General features: G+C 68.0%; 22 protein-coding genes and 5 pseudogenes. 14 read left to right on the forward strand and 13 right to left on the reverse strand.

Annotated elements, in window-relative coordinates; translation table 11 throughout:
• Positions 1-312: 312 nt before the first annotated feature.
• From ACGFYQ_RS41375 to ACGFYQ_RS41385, 3 genes and pseudogenes are all read left to right on the forward strand, one after another.
• A pseudogene (locus ACGFYQ_RS41375) lies at positions 313-456 on the forward strand (IS5/IS1182 family transposase); the annotation flags it as partial.
• A gap of 36 nt (positions 457-492) precedes the next feature.
• Positions 493-711, forward strand: a pseudogene (locus tag ACGFYQ_RS41380) (DUF6087 family protein); the annotation flags it as partial.
• Positions 712-1,138: 427 nt separating this feature from the next.
• On the forward strand, positions 1,139-1,612 hold the full coding sequence (locus ACGFYQ_RS41385) for a hypothetical protein (RefSeq protein ID WP_393752421.1): 474 nt from the start codon (positions 1,139-1,141) through the stop codon (positions 1,610-1,612).
• Between the two features lie 27 nt (positions 1,613-1,639).
• Here ACGFYQ_RS41385 and ACGFYQ_RS41390 read toward each other — a convergent pair whose 3' ends face one another.
• On the reverse strand, positions 1,640-2,377 hold the full coding sequence (locus tag ACGFYQ_RS41390) for a hypothetical protein (protein WP_393752423.1): 738 nt from the start codon (positions 2,375-2,377) through the stop codon (positions 1,640-1,642).
• 35 nt (positions 2,378-2,412) lie between these two features.
• Between ACGFYQ_RS41390 and ACGFYQ_RS41395 the strand changes: the two genes are divergently transcribed.
• From ACGFYQ_RS41395 to ACGFYQ_RS41410, 4 genes are all read left to right on the forward strand, one after another.
• Positions 2,413-3,174 (forward strand): polymorphic toxin-type HINT domain-containing protein, encoded by a 762-nt coding sequence (locus tag ACGFYQ_RS41395; protein ID WP_393752425.1) that lies wholly within the window; start codon positions 2,413-2,415, stop codon positions 3,172-3,174.
• Positions 3,175-3,641: 467 nt separating this feature from the next.
• Entirely contained in the window at positions 3,642-3,851 is a 210-nt protein-coding gene (locus tag ACGFYQ_RS41400) for a hypothetical protein (RefSeq protein ID WP_393752427.1), read from the forward strand.
• Between the two features lie 51 nt (positions 3,852-3,902).
• Complete coding sequence (locus ACGFYQ_RS41405) at positions 3,903-4,061, forward strand: hypothetical protein (protein WP_393752429.1); 159 nt, start codon at positions 3,903-3,905, stop codon at positions 4,059-4,061.
• Between the two features lie 703 nt (positions 4,062-4,764).
• Positions 4,765-5,394, forward strand: a complete 630-nt coding sequence (locus ACGFYQ_RS41410; RefSeq protein ID WP_393752431.1) for a hypothetical protein — start codon at positions 4,765-4,767, stop codon at positions 5,392-5,394.
• 237 nt (positions 5,395-5,631) lie between these two features.
• Here ACGFYQ_RS41410 and ACGFYQ_RS41415 read toward each other — a convergent pair.
• From ACGFYQ_RS41415 to ACGFYQ_RS41430, 4 genes and pseudogenes are all read right to left on the reverse strand, one after another.
• Positions 5,632-6,588: pseudogene (locus ACGFYQ_RS41415) on the reverse strand (helicase associated domain-containing protein); the annotation flags it as partial.
• Positions 6,579-7,055 (reverse strand): annotated as a pseudogene (locus ACGFYQ_RS41420) (transposase); the annotation flags it as partial. The pseudogenes ACGFYQ_RS41415 and ACGFYQ_RS41420, both read right to left, overlap by 10 nt.
• Positions 6,968-7,834 (reverse strand): DDE-type integrase/transposase/recombinase, encoded by an 867-nt coding sequence (locus ACGFYQ_RS41425; RefSeq protein ID WP_393752433.1) that lies wholly within the window; start codon positions 7,832-7,834, stop codon positions 6,968-6,970. The pseudogene ACGFYQ_RS41420 and the gene ACGFYQ_RS41425, both read right to left, overlap by 88 nt.
• A 2-nt stretch (positions 7,835-7,836) precedes the next feature.
• Entirely contained in the window at positions 7,837-8,100 is a 264-nt protein-coding gene (locus ACGFYQ_RS41430; RefSeq protein ID WP_393752435.1) for a transposase, read from the reverse strand.
• A gap of 120 nt (positions 8,101-8,220) precedes the next feature.
• On the opposite strand from ACGFYQ_RS41430, the gene ACGFYQ_RS41435 reads away from it, so the two are divergent.
• The gene (locus ACGFYQ_RS41435; protein WP_393752437.1) at positions 8,221-8,397 is read left to right on the forward strand and encodes a hypothetical protein; all 177 of its coding nucleotides are present in this window, start codon (positions 8,221-8,223) and stop codon (positions 8,395-8,397) included.
• Between the two features lie 654 nt (positions 8,398-9,051).
• Here the strand turns inward: ACGFYQ_RS41435 and ACGFYQ_RS41440 are convergent.
• From ACGFYQ_RS41440 to ACGFYQ_RS41450, 3 genes and pseudogenes are all read right to left on the reverse strand, one after another.
• Positions 9,052-9,314, reverse strand: a pseudogene (locus ACGFYQ_RS41440) (VOC family protein); the annotation flags it as partial.
• Positions 9,315-9,506: 192 nt separating this feature from the next.
• Positions 9,507-9,872, reverse strand: a complete 366-nt coding sequence (locus ACGFYQ_RS41445) for a hypothetical protein (RefSeq protein ID WP_319734220.1) — start codon at positions 9,870-9,872, stop codon at positions 9,507-9,509.
• The gene (locus tag ACGFYQ_RS41450; RefSeq protein ID WP_393752440.1) at positions 9,869-10,132 is read right to left on the reverse strand and encodes a hypothetical protein; all 264 of its coding nucleotides are present in this window, start codon (positions 10,130-10,132) and stop codon (positions 9,869-9,871) included. The genes ACGFYQ_RS41445 and ACGFYQ_RS41450 overlap by 4 nt, the downstream gene beginning before the upstream one ends.
• Positions 10,133-10,602: 470 nt before the next feature.
• On the opposite strand from ACGFYQ_RS41450, the gene ACGFYQ_RS41455 reads away from it, so the two are divergent.
• The 3 genes from ACGFYQ_RS41455 to ACGFYQ_RS41465 all read left to right on the forward strand — a co-directional run bounded on the left by ACGFYQ_RS41455 (position 10,603) and on the right by ACGFYQ_RS41465 (position 12,030).
• Positions 10,603-11,322: a class I SAM-dependent methyltransferase gene (locus ACGFYQ_RS41455; protein WP_393752442.1), complete on the forward strand. Its 720-nt coding sequence runs from the start codon at positions 10,603-10,605 to the stop codon at positions 11,320-11,322.
• A 23-nt stretch (positions 11,323-11,345) separates the two neighbouring features.
• Positions 11,346-11,516 carry a hypothetical protein gene (locus ACGFYQ_RS41460; protein ID WP_393752444.1) on the forward strand — a complete coding sequence of 57 codons (171 nt, stop codon included), beginning with the start codon at positions 11,346-11,348 and terminating at the stop codon, positions 11,514-11,516.
• A gap of 151 nt (positions 11,517-11,667) precedes the next feature.
• Positions 11,668-12,030: a WhiB family transcriptional regulator gene (locus ACGFYQ_RS41465; protein WP_393752446.1), complete on the forward strand. Its 363-nt coding sequence runs from the start codon at positions 11,668-11,670 to the stop codon at positions 12,028-12,030.
• Between the two features lie 35 nt (positions 12,031-12,065).
• Here ACGFYQ_RS41465 and ACGFYQ_RS41470 read toward each other — a convergent pair whose 3' ends face one another.
• Positions 12,066-12,341 (reverse strand): hypothetical protein, encoded by a 276-nt coding sequence (locus ACGFYQ_RS41470; RefSeq protein WP_393752448.1) that lies wholly within the window; start codon positions 12,339-12,341, stop codon positions 12,066-12,068.
• A 436-nt stretch (positions 12,342-12,777) separates the two neighbouring features.
• Here ACGFYQ_RS41470 and ACGFYQ_RS41475 point away from each other — a divergent pair, with 436 nt between their 5' ends.
• The gene (locus ACGFYQ_RS41475; protein WP_393752460.1) at positions 12,778-13,176 is read left to right on the forward strand and encodes an STAS domain-containing protein; all 399 of its coding nucleotides are present in this window, start codon (positions 12,778-12,780) and stop codon (positions 13,174-13,176) included.
• Between the two features lie 256 nt (positions 13,177-13,432).
• Here ACGFYQ_RS41475 and ACGFYQ_RS41480 read toward each other — a convergent pair whose 3' ends face one another.
• A complete protein-coding gene (locus ACGFYQ_RS41480) occupies positions 13,433-13,666 on the reverse strand; it encodes a hypothetical protein (RefSeq protein WP_393752450.1) in 234 nt (77 codons plus the stop codon).
• A 160-nt stretch (positions 13,667-13,826) separates the two neighbouring features.
• Complete coding sequence (locus ACGFYQ_RS41485; RefSeq protein WP_393752452.1) at positions 13,827-14,876, reverse strand: hypothetical protein; 1,050 nt, start codon at positions 14,874-14,876, stop codon at positions 13,827-13,829.
• 298 nt (positions 14,877-15,174) lie between these two features.
• Here ACGFYQ_RS41485 and ACGFYQ_RS41490 point away from each other — a divergent pair, with 298 nt between their 5' ends.
• Positions 15,175-15,489: a hypothetical protein gene (locus ACGFYQ_RS41490; protein ID WP_393752454.1), complete on the forward strand. Its 315-nt coding sequence runs from the start codon at positions 15,175-15,177 to the stop codon at positions 15,487-15,489.
• Between the two features lie 21 nt (positions 15,490-15,510).
• Here ACGFYQ_RS41490 and ACGFYQ_RS41495 read toward each other — a convergent pair whose 3' ends face one another.
• Together ACGFYQ_RS41495 and ACGFYQ_RS41500 are read right to left on the reverse strand one after the other, a co-directional pair.
• On the reverse strand, positions 15,511-15,906 hold the full coding sequence (locus ACGFYQ_RS41495) for a hypothetical protein (protein WP_393752462.1): 396 nt from the start codon (positions 15,904-15,906) through the stop codon (positions 15,511-15,513).
• A 245-nt stretch (positions 15,907-16,151) separates the two neighbouring features.
• The gene (locus ACGFYQ_RS41500; RefSeq protein ID WP_393752456.1) at positions 16,152-16,604 is read right to left on the reverse strand and encodes a DUF4262 domain-containing protein; all 453 of its coding nucleotides are present in this window, start codon (positions 16,602-16,604) and stop codon (positions 16,152-16,154) included.
• 324 nt (positions 16,605-16,928) lie between these two features.
• Here ACGFYQ_RS41500 and ACGFYQ_RS41505 point away from each other — a divergent pair, with 324 nt between their 5' ends.
• Complete coding sequence (locus ACGFYQ_RS41505) at positions 16,929-17,156, forward strand: hypothetical protein (protein WP_393752458.1); 228 nt, start codon at positions 16,929-16,931, stop codon at positions 17,154-17,156.
• Positions 17,157-17,283: the final 127 nt, after the last annotated feature.

The following is a 17,283-nucleotide window of genomic DNA, read 5'->3' on the forward strand; positions in this document are numbered from 1 at the left end:
CTACCTCGCCGGCCTCCACCTCCGTGCCGCAATGATCTGGATCGACGACCTGCTGAAGACCGCGGAATGATCACGACATCACACAGGCCCTAATACTCCAGTTGACTTCGTGATCTATCCGGTTGAGGGTTCGGCGAGGCGTCACCGGTAGTGACTCCGACGGGCTCCGGCCTGGTGGCGTCTGCGCCAGTATGACCAGGCCAGCAGACTGCGCGGGGACGTGATCCGTGGGATCAGCAGGTGGGTGGATGAGCCGGTTGTTTCGCTGATGGGGTTGCTTCGTGGCGGGGATTGTTGAGCGGCTGGTGCCGGGTCGAGTCCTCCCAGCGGCTTGTACGCCACCGATGGACCATAGGACGCACCATGGCCTGGCTAGCCGGATGCCGCCGCCTCCACCGACGCTACGAACGCAAGGCCGAATTTAGTTCGCCGGCTCGGCGAACTGCGGCCCATCGCGCCCGAGGTGTGACGAAGTCTGGAAGGCTGCTGGCCGTGAACGACGAACCACTTGAGGAGTGGGCCAAGAAGTTGTTGGCCCGGCGGGAGGCCCGAGTTGGCGGGCTGCTGGCTCTGTCGATGAGCGGAAGCCCCGGGCGGGGCGCGCACGTCAATCCGTCCGAGCCCCGGATCATGGCGCGCTGGGACGGGTACACGTGGGTACCCGAGGCGGTGGTTGCCGACTATGCCGCCGCGCAGCGGATACTTCACGGGATCACTGGGGGCGCAGGCCGAGCCGCCAGAGGCCTTGCCGCGGCAGGCCCTGCCGAAGCCAACCGGCCGTCACCGCAAGCCGCCCGCCTCGTAGGCTCCGCCCAGGCGGGCGTGGACTGCGTCCGGGAGTACGTTCCCCCGCTGGATGAGGGTGTGCCAAGGACTCAGCTTGCTCCTCGGGGCCATGGAGTCTTCAGTCGTTGCAGGTTGCGAGGGCCTGGACTCCGCGGGCGTGGCCGGGCATTACCTGTTCATCGCCGAGGGCGCGGCCGAGCTGCCGTCGGAGCCGTCGCTGATCCTGGTCGGCCCTACCCAGGACGCTACTTCGACGGCTTCTACGGCCCTGGCTCGGCGCCCGGCTCGTACGGCCCCTGGACCCCGATCAAGAGCAGCACCGTCTACGAGATCCAAATTGCTGCGGGTCACCGTGGACCGCCAGGCTGGCCCGCGCTCCGAGATCCTGACCGTGGACACGACGCCCCACGACCCGCACGTGGTGGACACCATCCCGGACCCCGATCCGCCGAAGGACTTCCGGCTGCTGGCGATGCCGAACTACGAAAAGCCCGCGCCGGCGATCTCGCTGTCGTGGAGCCCGGTCCGCCTGGCGACCGCGTACGAGGTCTACGTCAACAACTCCTCCGCGGGGACGTCCGCCATGGACCCGACCCGGTCCGGCCTGATGATGGGCGACACCCTCGTCGCGACGGTCCCGCAGCCGGCCGACCCCAAGGCGGTGATCACGCACTCCATCGATGATCCGGCGCCGGACACCGCCTACGTGATCAAGGTCCGCTCGGCGCGCACGGCCACACTGGAGCCGGGCTTCGATGAGACGAAGACGAGCGCCTTCACGCCGGAGGTCCGTACCCGTACGGGCGTCAGGAAGCCCGCGGCGTAGGAGTTACAACGGCAGCCCCTCGACGTCTCAGCGAGACATGAGCCTGACATCGAGCGTATCCGGGAGCGCCAAGTCGGACATGTGCTCGTGAGGAATGGCGAGGGGCAGTGGCCAGTCGATCGGGTCCGCCGCCGGCCATACATGCCTCAGGCTGGGAAAGCTTTCGAAGGGCTGGATCTTCCACTGTTCATCGAAGTCGGCGACGCGGACGATCTGCGTGACCAGACAGCCGATCTTGAGCGTGCTGATCCACGCGGCTCCCTCTGCCGACCCGTACCCCTGACACAACGTGTCTGCCAACGGCACGGAATCGTCCGATGGGTAGTTCATGAAGGCGACGCGTCCCAGCATGAACCTGCTCGGACGGCGGTCCGCGAAGAAGGCCGCGTAGTCCATGGCCGGGATCAGGGATTGTGCCTCGCGCCCGTGCGTGTGCTGGTACATGAGCATCGTCTTCAAAGACCAGGTTGCCAAACGGACCTGCCGCACATGGTCGAGTTGCGCGGCCGTCCCCCGGATCAGAGCTGGGAGGAAGTGGCGAACGGACTCCTCCAGGTCGTTCATCCACCCGTTGTTGCAGGGCGCACAAACGACACGAACCTGCTCGTTCATCAGCGGTGCCTCGTGCACATGGATGCTGCTGCTCGCGAAACGTATGTACCGCGCCCGCTCCATGGCGGGATCGAGCGCCGTGCGGAGCCAGCGAGGGAGGACGTGCTCCTTGGTGAGGGGCGTTCCTCCGCAGAACACACAGGTACGAGCCATGGGGAGACGCTAGCGATGCAGGCACCAAGGTCCAGATGGCTGATGGCAGCACCAAGGCCATCCAGGACATCAAGGTCGGCGACACCGTGATGGCAACGGACCCGCAGACCGGCGAAACCCGCCCGAAGCAGGTCACTGCCACCATCACGACCCCCGACGACAAGGAATTCACCGACCTCACCCTCACCGACGACGCGAGCCCCCGCGGCCCGCCCGTCGCAATCACCTCAACCTCTCACCACCCCTACTGGAGCGAGACCCGACGCCAGTGGTCCGACGCCGGCGACCTCGTTCCCGGCGAACAGCTCCGTAAGCCCAACGGCACCACCCTCACCGTCCAGGCCACCCGTAACTACCCCTACGCCGTCACGACGTACAACCTCACCGTCGACGACTTCCACACGTACTATGTGCTCGCAGGCGCCACGCCCGTACTCGTGCACAACTGTGGAGACGAAGACGATTTCCAGATCGAGGATCATGTTGAGCCCCGCCATGTTGCGGGAGGAGACGAGAACGTCGAAGGCAAGTCGACCTTTGCCCCGGAGCTCAGTGACCGCGATTCCTTGCTGAACCTGGCATCACAGTCCAAACGTTTCATCGGGCGAGTGCAGCAGGCCACAGGAAACGTTCGCTGGGTCATCGATACCGGTAGGAACATGGGGACTGACGAACATAGCCTGCCGACAACATTCCTGACGATTGTTCGGAGACCGAACGAGGGATGGGATGCGGGCAATCTCGTGACTATGCACCCAGGGCTCCCGAGGGATCTTACGCGCCCGTTCGCCCAATGATCGGCAAGTGCCGATCCGACGTATCCTGACGACTGGCTACTGGCGACTTGAATCGCCGGTAGCCAGTCAGGGAGTGATTCCCTAGGCATCGAGGAATGAGTTTATTGATTTCAGTTCAGGTGAGGAAAGCGCGAGGCGAAGTTCTCCGCAAGATCGCTGTGGACCCGGATTTCGATCCGGTTCTTCTGGGTGTTGACACCGTGCGTTACCCATATCTGAGTGGGATCGATCCATACGGGGATACCGTTTTCAACGGCCTTCAGGTTCAGCGGCTTCTGAGCGAGCTTGAATCGTATAAATCGACCTGTTCGGCATCGGTTAAATTCTTCGAAGATCTCGACGGGCTGTGTCGGATGGTGAATCCCGGTTCGCATAGATTTCTTTGGTTCATTGGAAACTAGCCGAGTCCCCGGGAAGCCCCAAAGGAGTGCCCGGCCTGCGGGTCCCAGGGGTGGGTAGCTGGCGAAGTGCACTTCTACACCTACGGCGGCGCCGGCCCTGAGGGTGTCTACCTCGTCCCCTATGGCTTCCACTGCGCAGCATGCGACCTCGAAGTCAGCAGCAAGCTCCTTGTCCACTTTGGCGACCTGAACGAGGACCTTCTCCTGGATGACGATTATTACGACTACATCGACGACGAACCGCCGGTGGACGAAGACATCGTCAGAGGCCGATGAGCCAGCTCACCTGACAGCACTCCGCAGGTTCTGATAGCCGCAGTTACCAATATGGAGCCGGACGAACTTCAGCGCCTGGTCCTCGCCGCCGTCGCCCCGTACATCGACCGCGACGTCCTCGCGCGGCAGACCGCGCGCGAGGAACAGCAGCGCCGCGCCCTGGAGGACTTCGCCGACCGGTGGGGAGCGGCGGGTGAGGAGCGACCTTAGGCGGTGGCCTGTGCGGCTGGGGCGAAGCGCAGCAGGACGGCCCGCCGGGTCCGCGGCTCCTGATGGTGCCGCGGACGAGGGCGTAGGGGGTCACGCAGAAGGCCCCGAGGGTGGCGGCGACGATCATGGTGAGGAACAGCCAGTAGTCGAAGCCGTGGCCGTCGGAGGAGGCCAGGAGGTACCCGTACGTGAGGCTGGCGAGGATGCCGGTGCTGGCGAGTCCGGCAGCCCACCCCAGGACGGTGAGCCCGAGGCCGAGACCGATGAAGGCCCAGAACAGGGTGGGGCCGGCCACGGCCGCGATGGCCAGGAACACCGGGTAGTCGATGTCCCGGCCGCCGATGAAGTCCGTGAGTTGAGGGACAGAGACGAAGGTCCATAAGCCCATGTAGGCGACGGCGATGACGACGGCGACGATCGTGATCACACGGGCGGCACGGGTGGTCGGAGGGGTGTTCGCGGCGTCGGTCATGAGGCGGTGGGCTCCTTCTCCTACGGCGGGCACGGCAGTCGGCTCCGCTCCGGTATAGCCGACGGGGACCACAGGGGTGCGTGCTTCCCGGCAAGGCTCCCCGGGGCCGGTGATGAACACGCCACTCGAAGCGGTGACGCGACACCCGCGACCGCAACGCGGCCGTTCCCTTGTGGTGCCGGTCCCGTTGGTCACGATGCAATCCGCCCAGTCGATCATGAGGGTTACTCCGTGAAGATCCGCACCACAGCCACCGCCGCCCTTCTGGCGGCCTCCGCCCTGGCCGCTCTCGCTCCGTCCCAGGCGTTCGCCGCGCCGCAGGCCCCGCCGTGCACGAAGAAGAACATCGCGTATCTCGACGCACAGAACCATCACGAGGATGCCGAGGCCAAGGTCACGGCAGCCGAACAAGCCCTCGACCGCGCCAAGGCCGACCGGGCGAAGGCCGACCGCCTCGCAGAGCTCGGCGAGGCGCTGGACAACGCCTTGACCCGGGATGGCTCAGACCGGGCACGCAGTGTCGCCTACAAGATCCACCCTGAGCAGTACGTGCTCGCCCAGGCCGTCTGGAAGCACGATGCGGTCGCCAGTGCCGATGCCGCGGTGAAGCTGGCCGACGCGACCGAGAAGGAGCTCAAGGATCAAGGCGCGCAGAACACCCTTGGGGGCAACCGGGCAGGGGAGTACGTCAAGGTGCTGCGTGCGGATGCCGAGAAGGCTCGTTCCGCCACCGAGGCACCGAATGTCGAGGCCCGCCAGGCCGACCTCGACGCCGCACGGACCGAGCTGACGAAGGCGGCCAAGGCGGTGCGCCCGGCGCGCGACACCTACCGCGACTGCCTGGACAAGCTCGTCAACTGAGGAACTGCCGCCAGGGGCGATACCGCCTGGTCAGGCTGTGAGCAGCTCGGAGAGGCGCTCGGCTGGGGCATCCCAGCCAAGCGCCTTGCGTGGGCGACTGTCCGCAGCTCACGGATCTCGAAGGCCATCTGCACTCCTCGTGAACTGGGGTGTTGCGACGACCGATAGGACCCAAGACGACGTCCCGGGGCCTCCACTTCGCTGACCTCCCAGCTCAACGACGGGCGAGGTGGCGTGTCACGCCCAGTCCACGCCCAGCCTCGCGAGGGCGGCGAGCTGGTCGGCGCTGAGCTTTCGCGCCGGCTCTTGGTGTTCGAGACCCACACGCCCAGCTTCACCACCACCGGCTCCGCCTCGCCCTCGACCGCAACCTCCTCGCCGCGCGGCACCGGCCGGTGGGCGCCTTCCCGCTCGACCCACTGCGTGAGGGCCGCCAGGCCCCGCTGGAACGCCTGCTGCGCCTAGCTCGGACCCTTCGCCCCACGACCGGCCGCCGGGGCCGGAGGCGGCGCCTGGGCGGGCTCCACGCCCAGCGTGGTGAGCCGTTTCTGCTGCTCGGGCAGCAGCCGTGCCCAGGTGGCCGGCCTGCCTCTGCTGCTGGAGCCAGCGTCCGATGTCGTCGCCGTCCATGAGTACGCCGGGGGCGATGTCGGGCAGCTGGCCGTCGGCGTCGACCAGGTCGGCCAGGACGCGGTGGTGCCGCTGCCAGTCCAGGGGCCAGGGGCAGTTCCAGTCCTTGTCGATCGCGGCGAGCTGCGCGGCCCGGGTCGTCGCGGTGTCCTCGTTCTTCCCGAGCCCGTTCTTGGCGCCCTTGCGCCGGAGGTTGGCCATGTACTGCCCGATGGGCACCATCTCGTCGTCCTCGCCCCATACCGCGTCCTGCCGAGGCGCGAGGTGCCCGGTGGCCCTCCGGTAGGACCGCAGCGCGGCGAGCTTGTTCTCCCACGCCTCCTCGCCCGGCTCCCACACCATCCCGGCCTCCGGTGCGTTCAGCAGCGTCTTGCGCCGCTCCTCGAGCTCCCCGGCGCGCAGGGCCTTGCGCTGCTGGTGCACCCACCGCCCGAGCGGGAACGCCTTCGTGACGCCGACCTCGGTCTCGGTGTCGTACGGGACGGCGTACAGGCCGGTGATGGCGTTCTCGGCCCGCCACCGGATCAGGGCCTGGTAGCCCTCCAGCCACACCAGGGACGACGGACCCTGCCGGCGAGCCGCTCCTGCACGTACTCACGCAACCTGTCCTCGCCTGCGAGCTTCGCGGTCTTCGGACGCTTCGCAGCCTGCTGCGCTTTCCACTGCGCCACCAGAGCCCGGTAGACCGGTTTGCCGCCCCGGCTCGCCGCGTTACGGCGCAGCTCGCGTGAGATCGTGCCCGCGTCGCGGCCGATCCTGCGAGCGATCTCCCGCACGCCGAACTCCTGGGCGCGCAGCAGAGCGATCTCCTCACGCTCAGCGAACGACAGATAGCGGTCGGTGGGCTCATCCAGGCTGATCGGCGGCATCCCGCCAGCGTGACGGAACCACCGGGTTCCGACAGGACATGAAACGCCAACAGCCACCGCGGCCTCTGCCGTCGTCACTCCCGACGCGATCCGCCGCCAGAAGTGGCGCTGCACCGCTCGAGACGGCTCCGGCCGACCCGGTGAACGCATCGGCGGTCGCATCGCCCGATCCGCCGCCCACTGCCGTCGCGCGCCCGCAGGCGCCTCCGGCACCTTCTGCTTCTGGCCTCGTCCCATCGCAAACCTCCGTGATCGAGGTGTTGCGACGACCAGTTGAATCCGCCTTGCGACCCGGCATCCGAGTGGTGAATGAGCTGGTCACGTCCGACGGGGTTGCCCTCGTGGGTGCGGCGCCGAAGTGGCACGTCGACCAGCTCCACGTCCCGCTTGACCGAGGCGTGCCAGCTCACGATCTTCTGGGAGAAGCAGTCGACGATGAACGCGACGTAGGTGAACGACTGATACGTGCGGACGTAGGTGAAGTCGGTGATCCATTTCCGGTTTGGTGCCGGGGCCGTGAAGTCGCGGTCCAGCAGGTCCGGGGCCCTGGCGTCAGCGGGGTTGGGGATCGTGGTTCTCGGTCTTCGTCCGCGGACCACGCCGTTGAGACCGAGTGAGCGCATGGCGCGGTCGACGGCGCCGAACCCGGCCTCGGGCAGGAGGGTGCGGCGGATGAGAGCCAGCATTTTGCGCCGGCCATAAAGCCCCTCGGGAGCCAGCACACGCTCACCGGCTGCGTTGGTGGTGAAGGCCAGCCGGCGGACAGCGTCCTCGACCAGGGCGTCAGTCACGGTTCGGGCCGGGGCCCGGTTGGATGGGCCAGCTGGGGCGCACCAGGCCCGCAAGGTTCGTGCCGCGATCTTCAGTCCTGCCTGTTGCAGGGCGGTGAGGATCGACTCGACGGCATGCCCGGTGGCCCGCATCTGATCGGCGAAGGCCACGATCAGCGGTTTCGGGGGTCGAGCTCCCCCGCGAAGAAAATCGTCGCGGACTTCAGCACCTCGTTGACCTCGCGCAGGCGCTTGTTCTCCGCCCGCAGCCTGCGCAGTTCCTCCCGCTCGTCCGTGCTCACGCCCGCCGCCTGGCCGGCGTCGATCTCGTATTGCATCACCCAGCGCCGCACCGGCTCCCGGGAGACGCCGAGGGATTCGGCGACCTGGATGTGCAGTGCACGCTCGGAGGAGTACTCCGCACGATGCTCGGTCACCAGTCTCACGGCCTGGCTACGAAGGGCTGTGTCAATCTTCTTGGGCACGAGACCCATCCTCTCTGATGGCTCACAACGGAGCGGCAGAGAAGTCAGAACGGTTCACCGGGCACCACACTGGTGATCACCACGAACCAGCCGCACCCGAGCAACTGGTTCGGAACACAAGGCAGCCCGATCCTGCCCGCCCAGGTCGCCGACAGCATCCGCACCGCTCTCACCGTCGGCTGGACACCTCAGAACGCCGGCTCACCGTTCCACCTCGACCAGTCAGCTGGCTTCGTCTCGTCCCACTGACCCACCCGCACTCAAGGACTCACCGACCCAGCCATCGGTGAGTCCTTTGCTTTCCGCTCCCCACATTCCCCAGTTGCTTCACTCCGTGAACCAACTGGGGCGAAGAGCCACAGTGAGGAAAATTCGAGATTCGCATCAACGTCCGGAGCAGCCCGCCGTCCAGCAGGTACAGGGCCCCGAAGACCAGAACCCACTTGGCCGTCATCCGCCAGAACCCGGTGCCCTGCCGGTACAGGACCCGTCGCTTCCCCGTCATCGCCATGCCCGCACGCTATCCGCCGCCCCGCAGCTCACCGTAGGCGCCCTTCCCCACCGCGGGGTGCGGGTGGCGTCACCGACGCCACCCGTCGCTACGCCTCGCTTTGGTCTGCGGGCGTGCTGACGTCTCCTGCTACAGCGGCGGCCGGTAGGCGTCACACGACGTCTGGGCCTCGAAGTCCTAACCCAGGTACCAGGAGCCGGGCGGATTCTCACCAAGCTCCGCACCGACCCCGCCCGCGCCACCCACCCGCTGCGCGCCCTGCTCGTCCTGACGAACCTACAGGCCACCAGCGACAGTTGATCTCCACCACAGACTGCCGCGCGCGGCCAGCCAGAGCACCCCAAACCAACGTCACACCAGGCCCCGGCCGGCCGCTTCACGAGGGCGCAGCGTCAGTGAGCCGGGATCGGTTGGGTGAGGTTCACCGGATTGCTGTCGGGTCTTGGATATGGGCGACGCGCTGTCCCCACGGCATGTCGGTGGGGCCGCCGCGGACCGAGCCGCCCAGCGCCGTTACCCGGCCGAGCGTCTCGTCGACGTCGTCGGCACCGATGCTGAGCAGGATCCGTGGCGCCGCCCCGGCCCCAGGGTTCGCCTTGGCCACCAGCCCGAGATCGGTGTCGCCGATGCGCAAGCCGAGGTAGAAGGCCTGACCCGGCACCACGGGAGGGACCGGTTGGGATTGCATGACCGGGCGATCTGAGGCGGGTCCTCCCATCCACAGCCTCGAGGACGAAGCTGAGGACCACAGGCGCACCTGGACACCGGCGTCAGCCAGGCATGCCCCGTGATCTTGACAGGCAGGCCTACGCCGCACCGCAGCTGGCGGGTCTCCGCGGCAAGTGGATCAGCTCGTCCAGGTCTTGATCTGAGCCGCGACCTCCCGCACCGGCAGCCCGTCCCGAGCCGCGCGGGCCAAGGGAAGAACGGTGTCCAGACCGGGGCTGACCGGGAGGCCGCACGCCGACAGGTAGGCCGCGGTCACCGTGGCCGCGAACAGCAGGTTCCTCACCTCCAGGCTCGGGTTTCTCGCCAGCTCGCACAACAGCGCCGCGGCCTTGTGATGGGGCTCGGGATAGACCTCACGGTCGAGGACCTCCGCCCGATGACGGGCTTCGGCTGCAACCGGCACGCCGTAGTCGACGACCTGGGGGTCTCCCGGGATCTGCTGCGCCACGGCCAGGATCCAGGCGAGGTCGATGCGGAGATTCACGCGGCGTCCCTCGGCGCGGTCTCCGCCAGCCCCTCCGGGAGACCGGGATAGCGGTCCTCACCGACCTCTGCCTCGAACCCGTCCGTGTACGCGGCCAGGAACGCTGCGGCGCCGGCCATGAAAGCGGCACGTGACTGGTTCACATCGGCCTCGATCAAATCGGCCACGTACCCCTGCAGGCTCAGACCGCGGCGCTTGGCCCGGTCCTCGGCGGCCGCCTTGATGGCGTCGTCCAGTCGGATGTTCGTCTGTTTTCCCATACCCACCACCATAGCTAGGTGCTGGTACCAGCACCTAGCAAAAGGGCGGGTTGGCTACGTTGTCGCCCCGTGGGGCCGGGCGTCCCGCGGCACGGCGTGGCGCTCCAGCCCAGGAGCAGGACCATCCTCATCAAGATGATCAACAGAGGGCGGACAATCCGACGAAAAGCCCCGTCGGGCATGGAGGGTCCTGGAATGATGAATCGGAACATCACCCCCGACAGCGGCTCCTGGACGCGGGCTGCAGCCACCACCGCGGCCCCCCGGCCGTGGACGACACCCGAACCATCTGCCAGGTCCAAGACCCCTTCGGCACCGTGATCGGCCTCGACGGCCCGCCGGCTGACCCGGTGCCCGCCCCCGGACACCCACCCGCCCGAGCACGGGCCCACGCCGGAGAGGGATGGCCCTCACCTCCCGCGACGCCCGAAACCCAGGAGGCCCCGGCCTCCGCGACCGAGGACACAGACATGGCAGCAGACCCATCGCCGGCCGATGACCTGGCCGCGGCCAAGGAACGGGGATGGCGGGAGAGCTCAGCCATCGACGCCGCCTTCGCCGCCGGTCACCTCGACCAGCGGGGCTGGCACGACGCAGTCCGCGCACTCATCGAGCCCGCATACCTGGCCGCCGACAACCCCCGCGCCCAATCCGGACACAGCGGCGACGCCGCCCACTGGGAACGCGCCCGGCGCCCCCTGGCCCGGGCACTGCCACCCGGCGGAGGCGACTTCCTCGACATCGGATGCGCCAACGGCCACCTCATGGAGACCCTCACCGCCTGGGTGGCACAGGACGGCATCCGGATCGAGCCGCACGGCGTGGACATCTCCCAGGCCCTGGCCGCACTCGCCCGCGACCGGTGCCCGCAGTGGAGCAGCAGAATCTGGCACGCCAACGCCATGGACTGGACGCCCCCGCGCACCTTCGCGATCGTGCGCACGGGCCTGGACTACGTCCCGCCTACGCTGCGCGGCTCCTACGTCCGGCACCTGTTGCACGCCGTGGTCGCCCCCGGCGGCCGCCTGATCGTCGGCGTCTTCAACGAGGAACGCGATCAGGACCGCCTTGAGGGCGACGTGGCGTCGATGGGCTACCGCGTGGCCGGCCACGTCACGGCCCCCCACCGTCACCCGGCCCTGCTGTACAAGGCGTTCTGGGTCGACTCAGATGCCGAACCCGGGACCTGACACCCGGCGAAGGCCTCGGCCTGGTGCTGCTGAAGTCCCCGGACCGCACCGCCACGCTCCAGCTGCGCTACGACCGCGTCGACTACCCGGAAAAGGACCGCGCCGAGATGGTCAGGGCGATCCGGCAGCGCATCGGCAAACTGACGGGCGAGGCCCCGCTTTCTCTCATCCCGGGAGGCCGGGCCGACGGGTGACACCGATGCCCCGAGGATCAAGGGCTGCCCTGTGGCGGCCCCGGAGCCGCAAGAGCCTCTTTCACCCACAGGGATTGCTGCTGGAATATCGATGCTCCATGCCCCGCCCGATTGGCGTAACGTCACCGAACTGCCTACGTCCTAGGGTGGGATGGGGCAGACCGATCGGGGAGAGGACGGCATCGGGGTGGTCGCGGGTGATGACGACGAATGGGGCGTACGGGCGGTCTGCCGTACTGCTGATCCGGAAGAGCTGTTCGTAGAAGGCGCAGCCCAGAACAGGGCGAAGGCTGTCTGTAGCGGCTGTCCGGTGCGCACGGAGTGCCTTGCCCATGCTCTCGATCAGCGTATCGAGCACGGCGTGTGGGGAGGGATGACGGACCGGGAACGACGCGCGCTCCTGCGCCGGCGCCCCACGGTGACGTCATGGCGAAAACTGCTGGAAGCAGCCCGCAGGGAGCACGACCGGCCGGCACGTGCCGGAGACGGACGGCGTTGGCAGGCAGCCGGCTGACGCAGTCGGCCCGGAGCTCCGTAGACGAGCCCCCTTCACACTTCCGCGTCGACGGGAAGCGACACCACGCTTCCCAGGCTCAGCGGCGGGATGGAGTGACCAGCCTTCGGCTCCTGGCGGTGCCACTGCTGGCCGGCCTGACCCGTGCCAACTCCCGCTGAGCCCTCCGGCTCCCGCCACTCCACGACAGCACCGGGAAATTGCTCCTCGGCCCGCCGATCGCACCACTTCAGGGCGTCATCGAGCTCGCTGAACAGGGCTCGGCCGACACTCGCGAACGTGGCAAGGAACTTGACGGTCAGATCGCTCATGAGTCCTGAGCGTAGATGCGATGCCAAAGCCATTACCCCCATGCGGTCAGACCGAGCCACGCACGTGACCAGTATCAGCGCCCAGCCCCGTCTCCCCGTCCAGCCACAGCACGTGCAGGCCCGCACCGTGACCGAGACCGTTCGCGCGTCTTGCTCCGGGGTGACCGGCCGCCGGCCTAATTCAGAGCGTCCAACTCGGCGTCGACGTACCCGAACTCCCGGTCCATGTGTACCAGGGCGCCGGTAAGGGCACATCGTGGCCGGCCAAGCCCCGACCGGACCCGCCGCACGGATCCCTCCCCGGGAAGCCGCGATCCCTCAGACTATCGACACACCTCATCGGAGATCCGGGGCGGTTCTGAGCGCCGCACCGGGATGGTGGCTCCGCGGGGGAGGGCCGCCTCGGGCAAACGAGAAGGAGACGGTATTGATCACCATGGACGTCCAGCGCTGCGGCAGCTCGGTCCTGGTCAGCGCCAGCGGGGAGCTCGTGGAGGCAGCGGGCGCGGCGCTCCAGCAGGCACTCGACCACGTCACCGGCGACGAGCAGGACCTCGTGGTCGATCTGCACGGCGTCGTGTCCATGGATTCCGACGGGCTGCTCCACCTTCTGGACCTGCACCGGCGCGCGGAGTGCCTGGGCCTGCGGGTCCTGGCCGTCGGCTGGCAGCCACAGCCCCAGCAGTTCATGGCTCAGGTCGCCGGGATCCGCGGGCCGGGCTCGGCCACTGGAGAGCGGTACGCGGTGGCGGGCTTCCGCCGCCTGCTCCAGGAACGGGCACAGCGCGCACAGGACCTCGCGGCCTTCGGAGCCGAAGGAGCGCCCCACTTCTAGACGAGACGGTTCTCGCCGAGGCCGTCGCTGTCGACGAGCACGCAGGCGACTCGGGCGGACCGGGGCTGGTGCGCACGTGTTGTCCACCCGGGCCCGACGGACGACCGGCTCGTCTGGACGCGGCCGGAAACGGAAGCCCGGCTACGGGGCCTTTGCTCGACCAGAGACCTGGACGGGAGAAACACGAATGGCCCGGCCGATGCCGGGCCATTCGTAGCGGGCACAGGAGCTGAACCCGGGCCGGGGGCTTGTGCCCTCAGCGCTCGTCAGCCGTCCCTTCATCGATGTCGTCGACGACTCGCAGGCCCAGAGGCTCGAGGAATTGCGGCATCAGCGCCCGCCGCTCAGCGAGCTGGGCCGGCATCCCGCCCTCTTTGGTTATGCCGGGAGCGACGATCGAAGGGCCGGGCAGGAAGAGGGCCTTCCCCGGTGCAACGGCATCTACTGCCGTCCCCGCGCGCTGACTGTCTCTCGCTGCGCTGCGATCCATCTTGCTCCCCCTCGAAGGTTCACGGCGGCCACGGAGGGCCGCTCTGCATCAGTGTGTCATTTCGGACCGACAACAACGTGCGGCGGGGAAGGGGACCGCCCCGGATTGCCTGCCGAGGCCCTGGACCAGCCTGTTCACGACGGGCCGGGGGCTCGCCGAGTCAGCCGGTGGCCATCAAGAGTTCCGCGAAGTGGAGCTTGTACGGCCGCCGGTACTCGCCTTCCCCACCGATGATCAGGTCGGTGGCCTTGGTGACCCCGGCGGCCTGGGCGGTGCGCACGATCAGGGTGGCCATCTCCGAGGCCCGCACTTCCCCGGGTCCGCCCGCGTCGATGCGCCACGGGGGCTTGCCGTCGTCTCCGGGACGGATGTGCCCGGGCGGCAGCAGCTCCCTGCGGGTCCAGCCGAGCTTGGCGGCGTTTTCGCCGCGTGCGGCCTCCTCGACCATGTACTCGCAGTACCCGAGGTAGAGGCGGTCGTCGCAGATGATGTCGAACATGATGGGCGCGGCGCCGCCGACCCGCCCGTACAGGGACAGGTTCTGGGACATCCCGGTCGCCACCGTCTCCGCGGGCAGCGTCCGAAGGAACGCGCCGATCGAGGCCTCCAGATAGTCCCAGTCGCCAGCCAGCTCCCACCGCGGGTGCTCCAACGGCGCTCCGCTGTCCTCCAGGACGCCGACGAATCCCCGCCCGCCCAGTGCGTACCACAACTCCCACGCTTCGCTGGGCTGCAGCACCAGCTCCGGGCCGGCGGCTCCGGCCCGCAGTTCCAGGGTCACGCGCTCCTTGCGCCAGCGCATGAACGGGCTGCCCCACAGGGGCGATCCCTCGCGCCGTCCGTAGGGTCCGGTGCTGCCGTGGCTGCCGGCGTAGGTCGCGTCGCCGAGCACGTGGCGCACTGCGTCGGCCGCCCGCCGGAATTCCTCGGCCTGTGCGCGCGGATCCGGTGCGGGGTGGCTGAGTGGAACCACGAGCTCCAGGTATTCCTCCAGCGGAGCCCATTCCCGTTCGGCGGGCCCGACCGGGATGAGCACGGCGTCTCCGCCGGGGAGGCCGGTCACCGCTCCCGCCGGGCCGCCGGGTTCGCCGGTCCACTGCCAGCCGAGTTCGCTGATGAGCTTGCGCATGTCCGCCTCGCTCCAGAGCAAGCCGACGAAGCGGTTCGTCATGTCCTGGGCAAGGGCACCTATGTCGTCACTGCTGATCATGACCTCATTGCTATCAGGCCAGACCGACAACTCCTCAGGCGCGCCGGAACACCGGGACGAGTGGACGCCGGCAACCTGCGGGCGGACATGCGGGCGAGCGCCGCCACCTCGTGGTGGGCCGCCTGGTGGCTCCCTGACCCGTGGCCGGGCGGTCTCTGATCTGGGAGTGGGGGTGACGGCGGCGGGGTTCCATATAGCGTGGGTACTCTGACGCGGCAGGCATGGCGGTACCGCGAGGGTGACCACCACTGACCGCTTGGTGGCCAAGGGCCCGCAATGAACTGACTCACGGAGCACCATGCGTTCTGGACTGCGCACGTTTGCGCGCCTGACGTTCGGAAACTGGCTTTCGAGGTCGTACCTTGCCTTTGCCGCCTTCCTCCTGCTGTTCGGGTTCGGAGTGAACGGCAGCTACGTCGGCGGACTGTTCGCCGCCCTGCTCGCCCTCCCGGCAGGCGGCGCCCTCATTGCTGTCGCTAGTTTCCTAGGATCATGGGCCCAGACAGGCATGGCAGCGGCCTTCATCCTGCTGCTCTCGTACACGTTCCAGGCGTTTCTCCTGGGACTGCTCGTTCGCGCGGGCCGAAGGCGATCTGGGCGATTCCGGGTGTAGCCGAAGCCTGATCGTCCGGGCTCAGTGCTCACGGTCACCCAGCTCCGGCCCTCCCACGAGCAGCGGAGCAGCAACCCCGTAGAAGTCACCGAGGACAGTGACGCCCGCCTCGCCCTCAAGCTGCGCGAGCAAGGCCGCAGCCGCGACCCCAATGGCCAGATCCCCAGCGGTGAGAACGACTCGACCCTGGGCCCGCCCGACGCGCGGACGGCCGCCGCTGAACTGCAGCACATCACCGCCAGCACCGACCGATACACCAGCACGCCGGGCCTCGTCCGTCAGCCAGTTCACAGCCTCGGCGCGCGAGTAATCCCAACCCTTGATCTTGTGCGCCAACTCCGCAGCGCGCAGCGGCACGACGAAGGACAGAAAAGCCCTCAGCTCCTCGATCGCCCCCGGGGGCTCAGGCTGGCGCATCACCACGCCCCCTGCCACACGGGGCCGACAGTCTGAAGAGGTACCGCGCGCTCCACAGGCGCGGGAAGGGATGCGAGCAGGACACGAAGGGCACCTTTCGGAGAAACACCCGCGGGGCGAGCACGCGGCCCGCAGAAGGAGAGATGGAGCCACGCGCCGCCCGTCGGCCGGCCACCACAGGCGGCCGGCCGACGGGGCCAAGCCCCAGCGACGAGATGACAGGACGCACCGGACGAAGCCCCGCATTACGGCAGCAGCTGCTGCTGATGCGGCATGGCGTATCCGGCATCCCCCGGGAAGCGGCTCTCGGGGTCAGGCCACACCGCCTGCCAAAACGGCGGGCAGACCGCCGCGCCATACACGGCGCGGAGAATCGAGAAGGGTTCCGGCGACTGCACCGGCCTCATGCGCAACAGGTAGCCGTGGGGGAGAAGCCCCTCCAGAAGCAGATCGGGGGCAGGCCCCGCGGAGTCGGTGAACCGCTCCACCAGGGCGTGGAGCACACCATCCATCGTCGGATTGTCGATGCCGACCATCACCAGCTCGTACCCGTGCGACTCGTGCAACCCGACGGTGTAGGAGAACGGCGTGCTACGCCCGTCTCCAGGCACACGCTGCACGATGTACCCCTGCTCTGCGATGAGACGCTTCGCATGAAGCGCATAGCTCGTCAGTCGGTCGAAGGGCACGAAGGACATGTGTATCTCCATCTAAGAAGGACAAGGTGGGAGTGCCGCTGGCACGGCTGAGCAGCGCTCGTGACCGCGGAGCCGTAGCGCACGACCAGCCGTGGAGGGAAGCCGCGAGGGCTTGGTGGATGTGGCAGCCGACGGGTTGCACGGCTGAGTGACGGTGGTGCGGTAGTGCCAGCCGCTCTGGGAAGAACCCGTGGCTTCGCCCTTCGCGGGGGCGTGCTCTGTCCGGCTGAGCTACGACACCGGGCCCGGGGATGGGTGGGGGGAGTGCCCCCGGACTGGAAGTCTGTGTGCGGCGAAGGTTCAGCTGTTGGTGGGGCGAAGGTCTTGCACCTTGGCACCGTCGACAAAGTCGCCGTCTTCGGTGTGCCAGCGAACGTCCACCCAGCACGTGTCGACGGGTTCGTCGTCCATGTCGGGCATTGGGCCGATGACGGTGCCGGGGATGGCGTCCTTGTCGGTTACGTCGATGACCCGGCGCCCTTTCAGGGCCTTGATGGCCAGGAGTTCGATGTGCTCGGTTGGCTCTGCCTTGAAGGTGCCGACTTGCTGTGACTTGCCGTCGACGTCCCAGGAGGGCAGCGCCTTAGGGCCTGTGTGATGTCGTGATCAGCTGTGGGGTTTCGCCTACTTCGCGGGGCGGAATCCGGTAGGACATTGGTCGTGACGCATAGGCAACTCA

Source organism: Streptomyces sp. NPDC048258, from assembly GCF_043201995.1.
Lineage (GTDB): Bacteria > Actinomycetota > Actinomycetes > Streptomycetales > Streptomycetaceae > Streptomyces.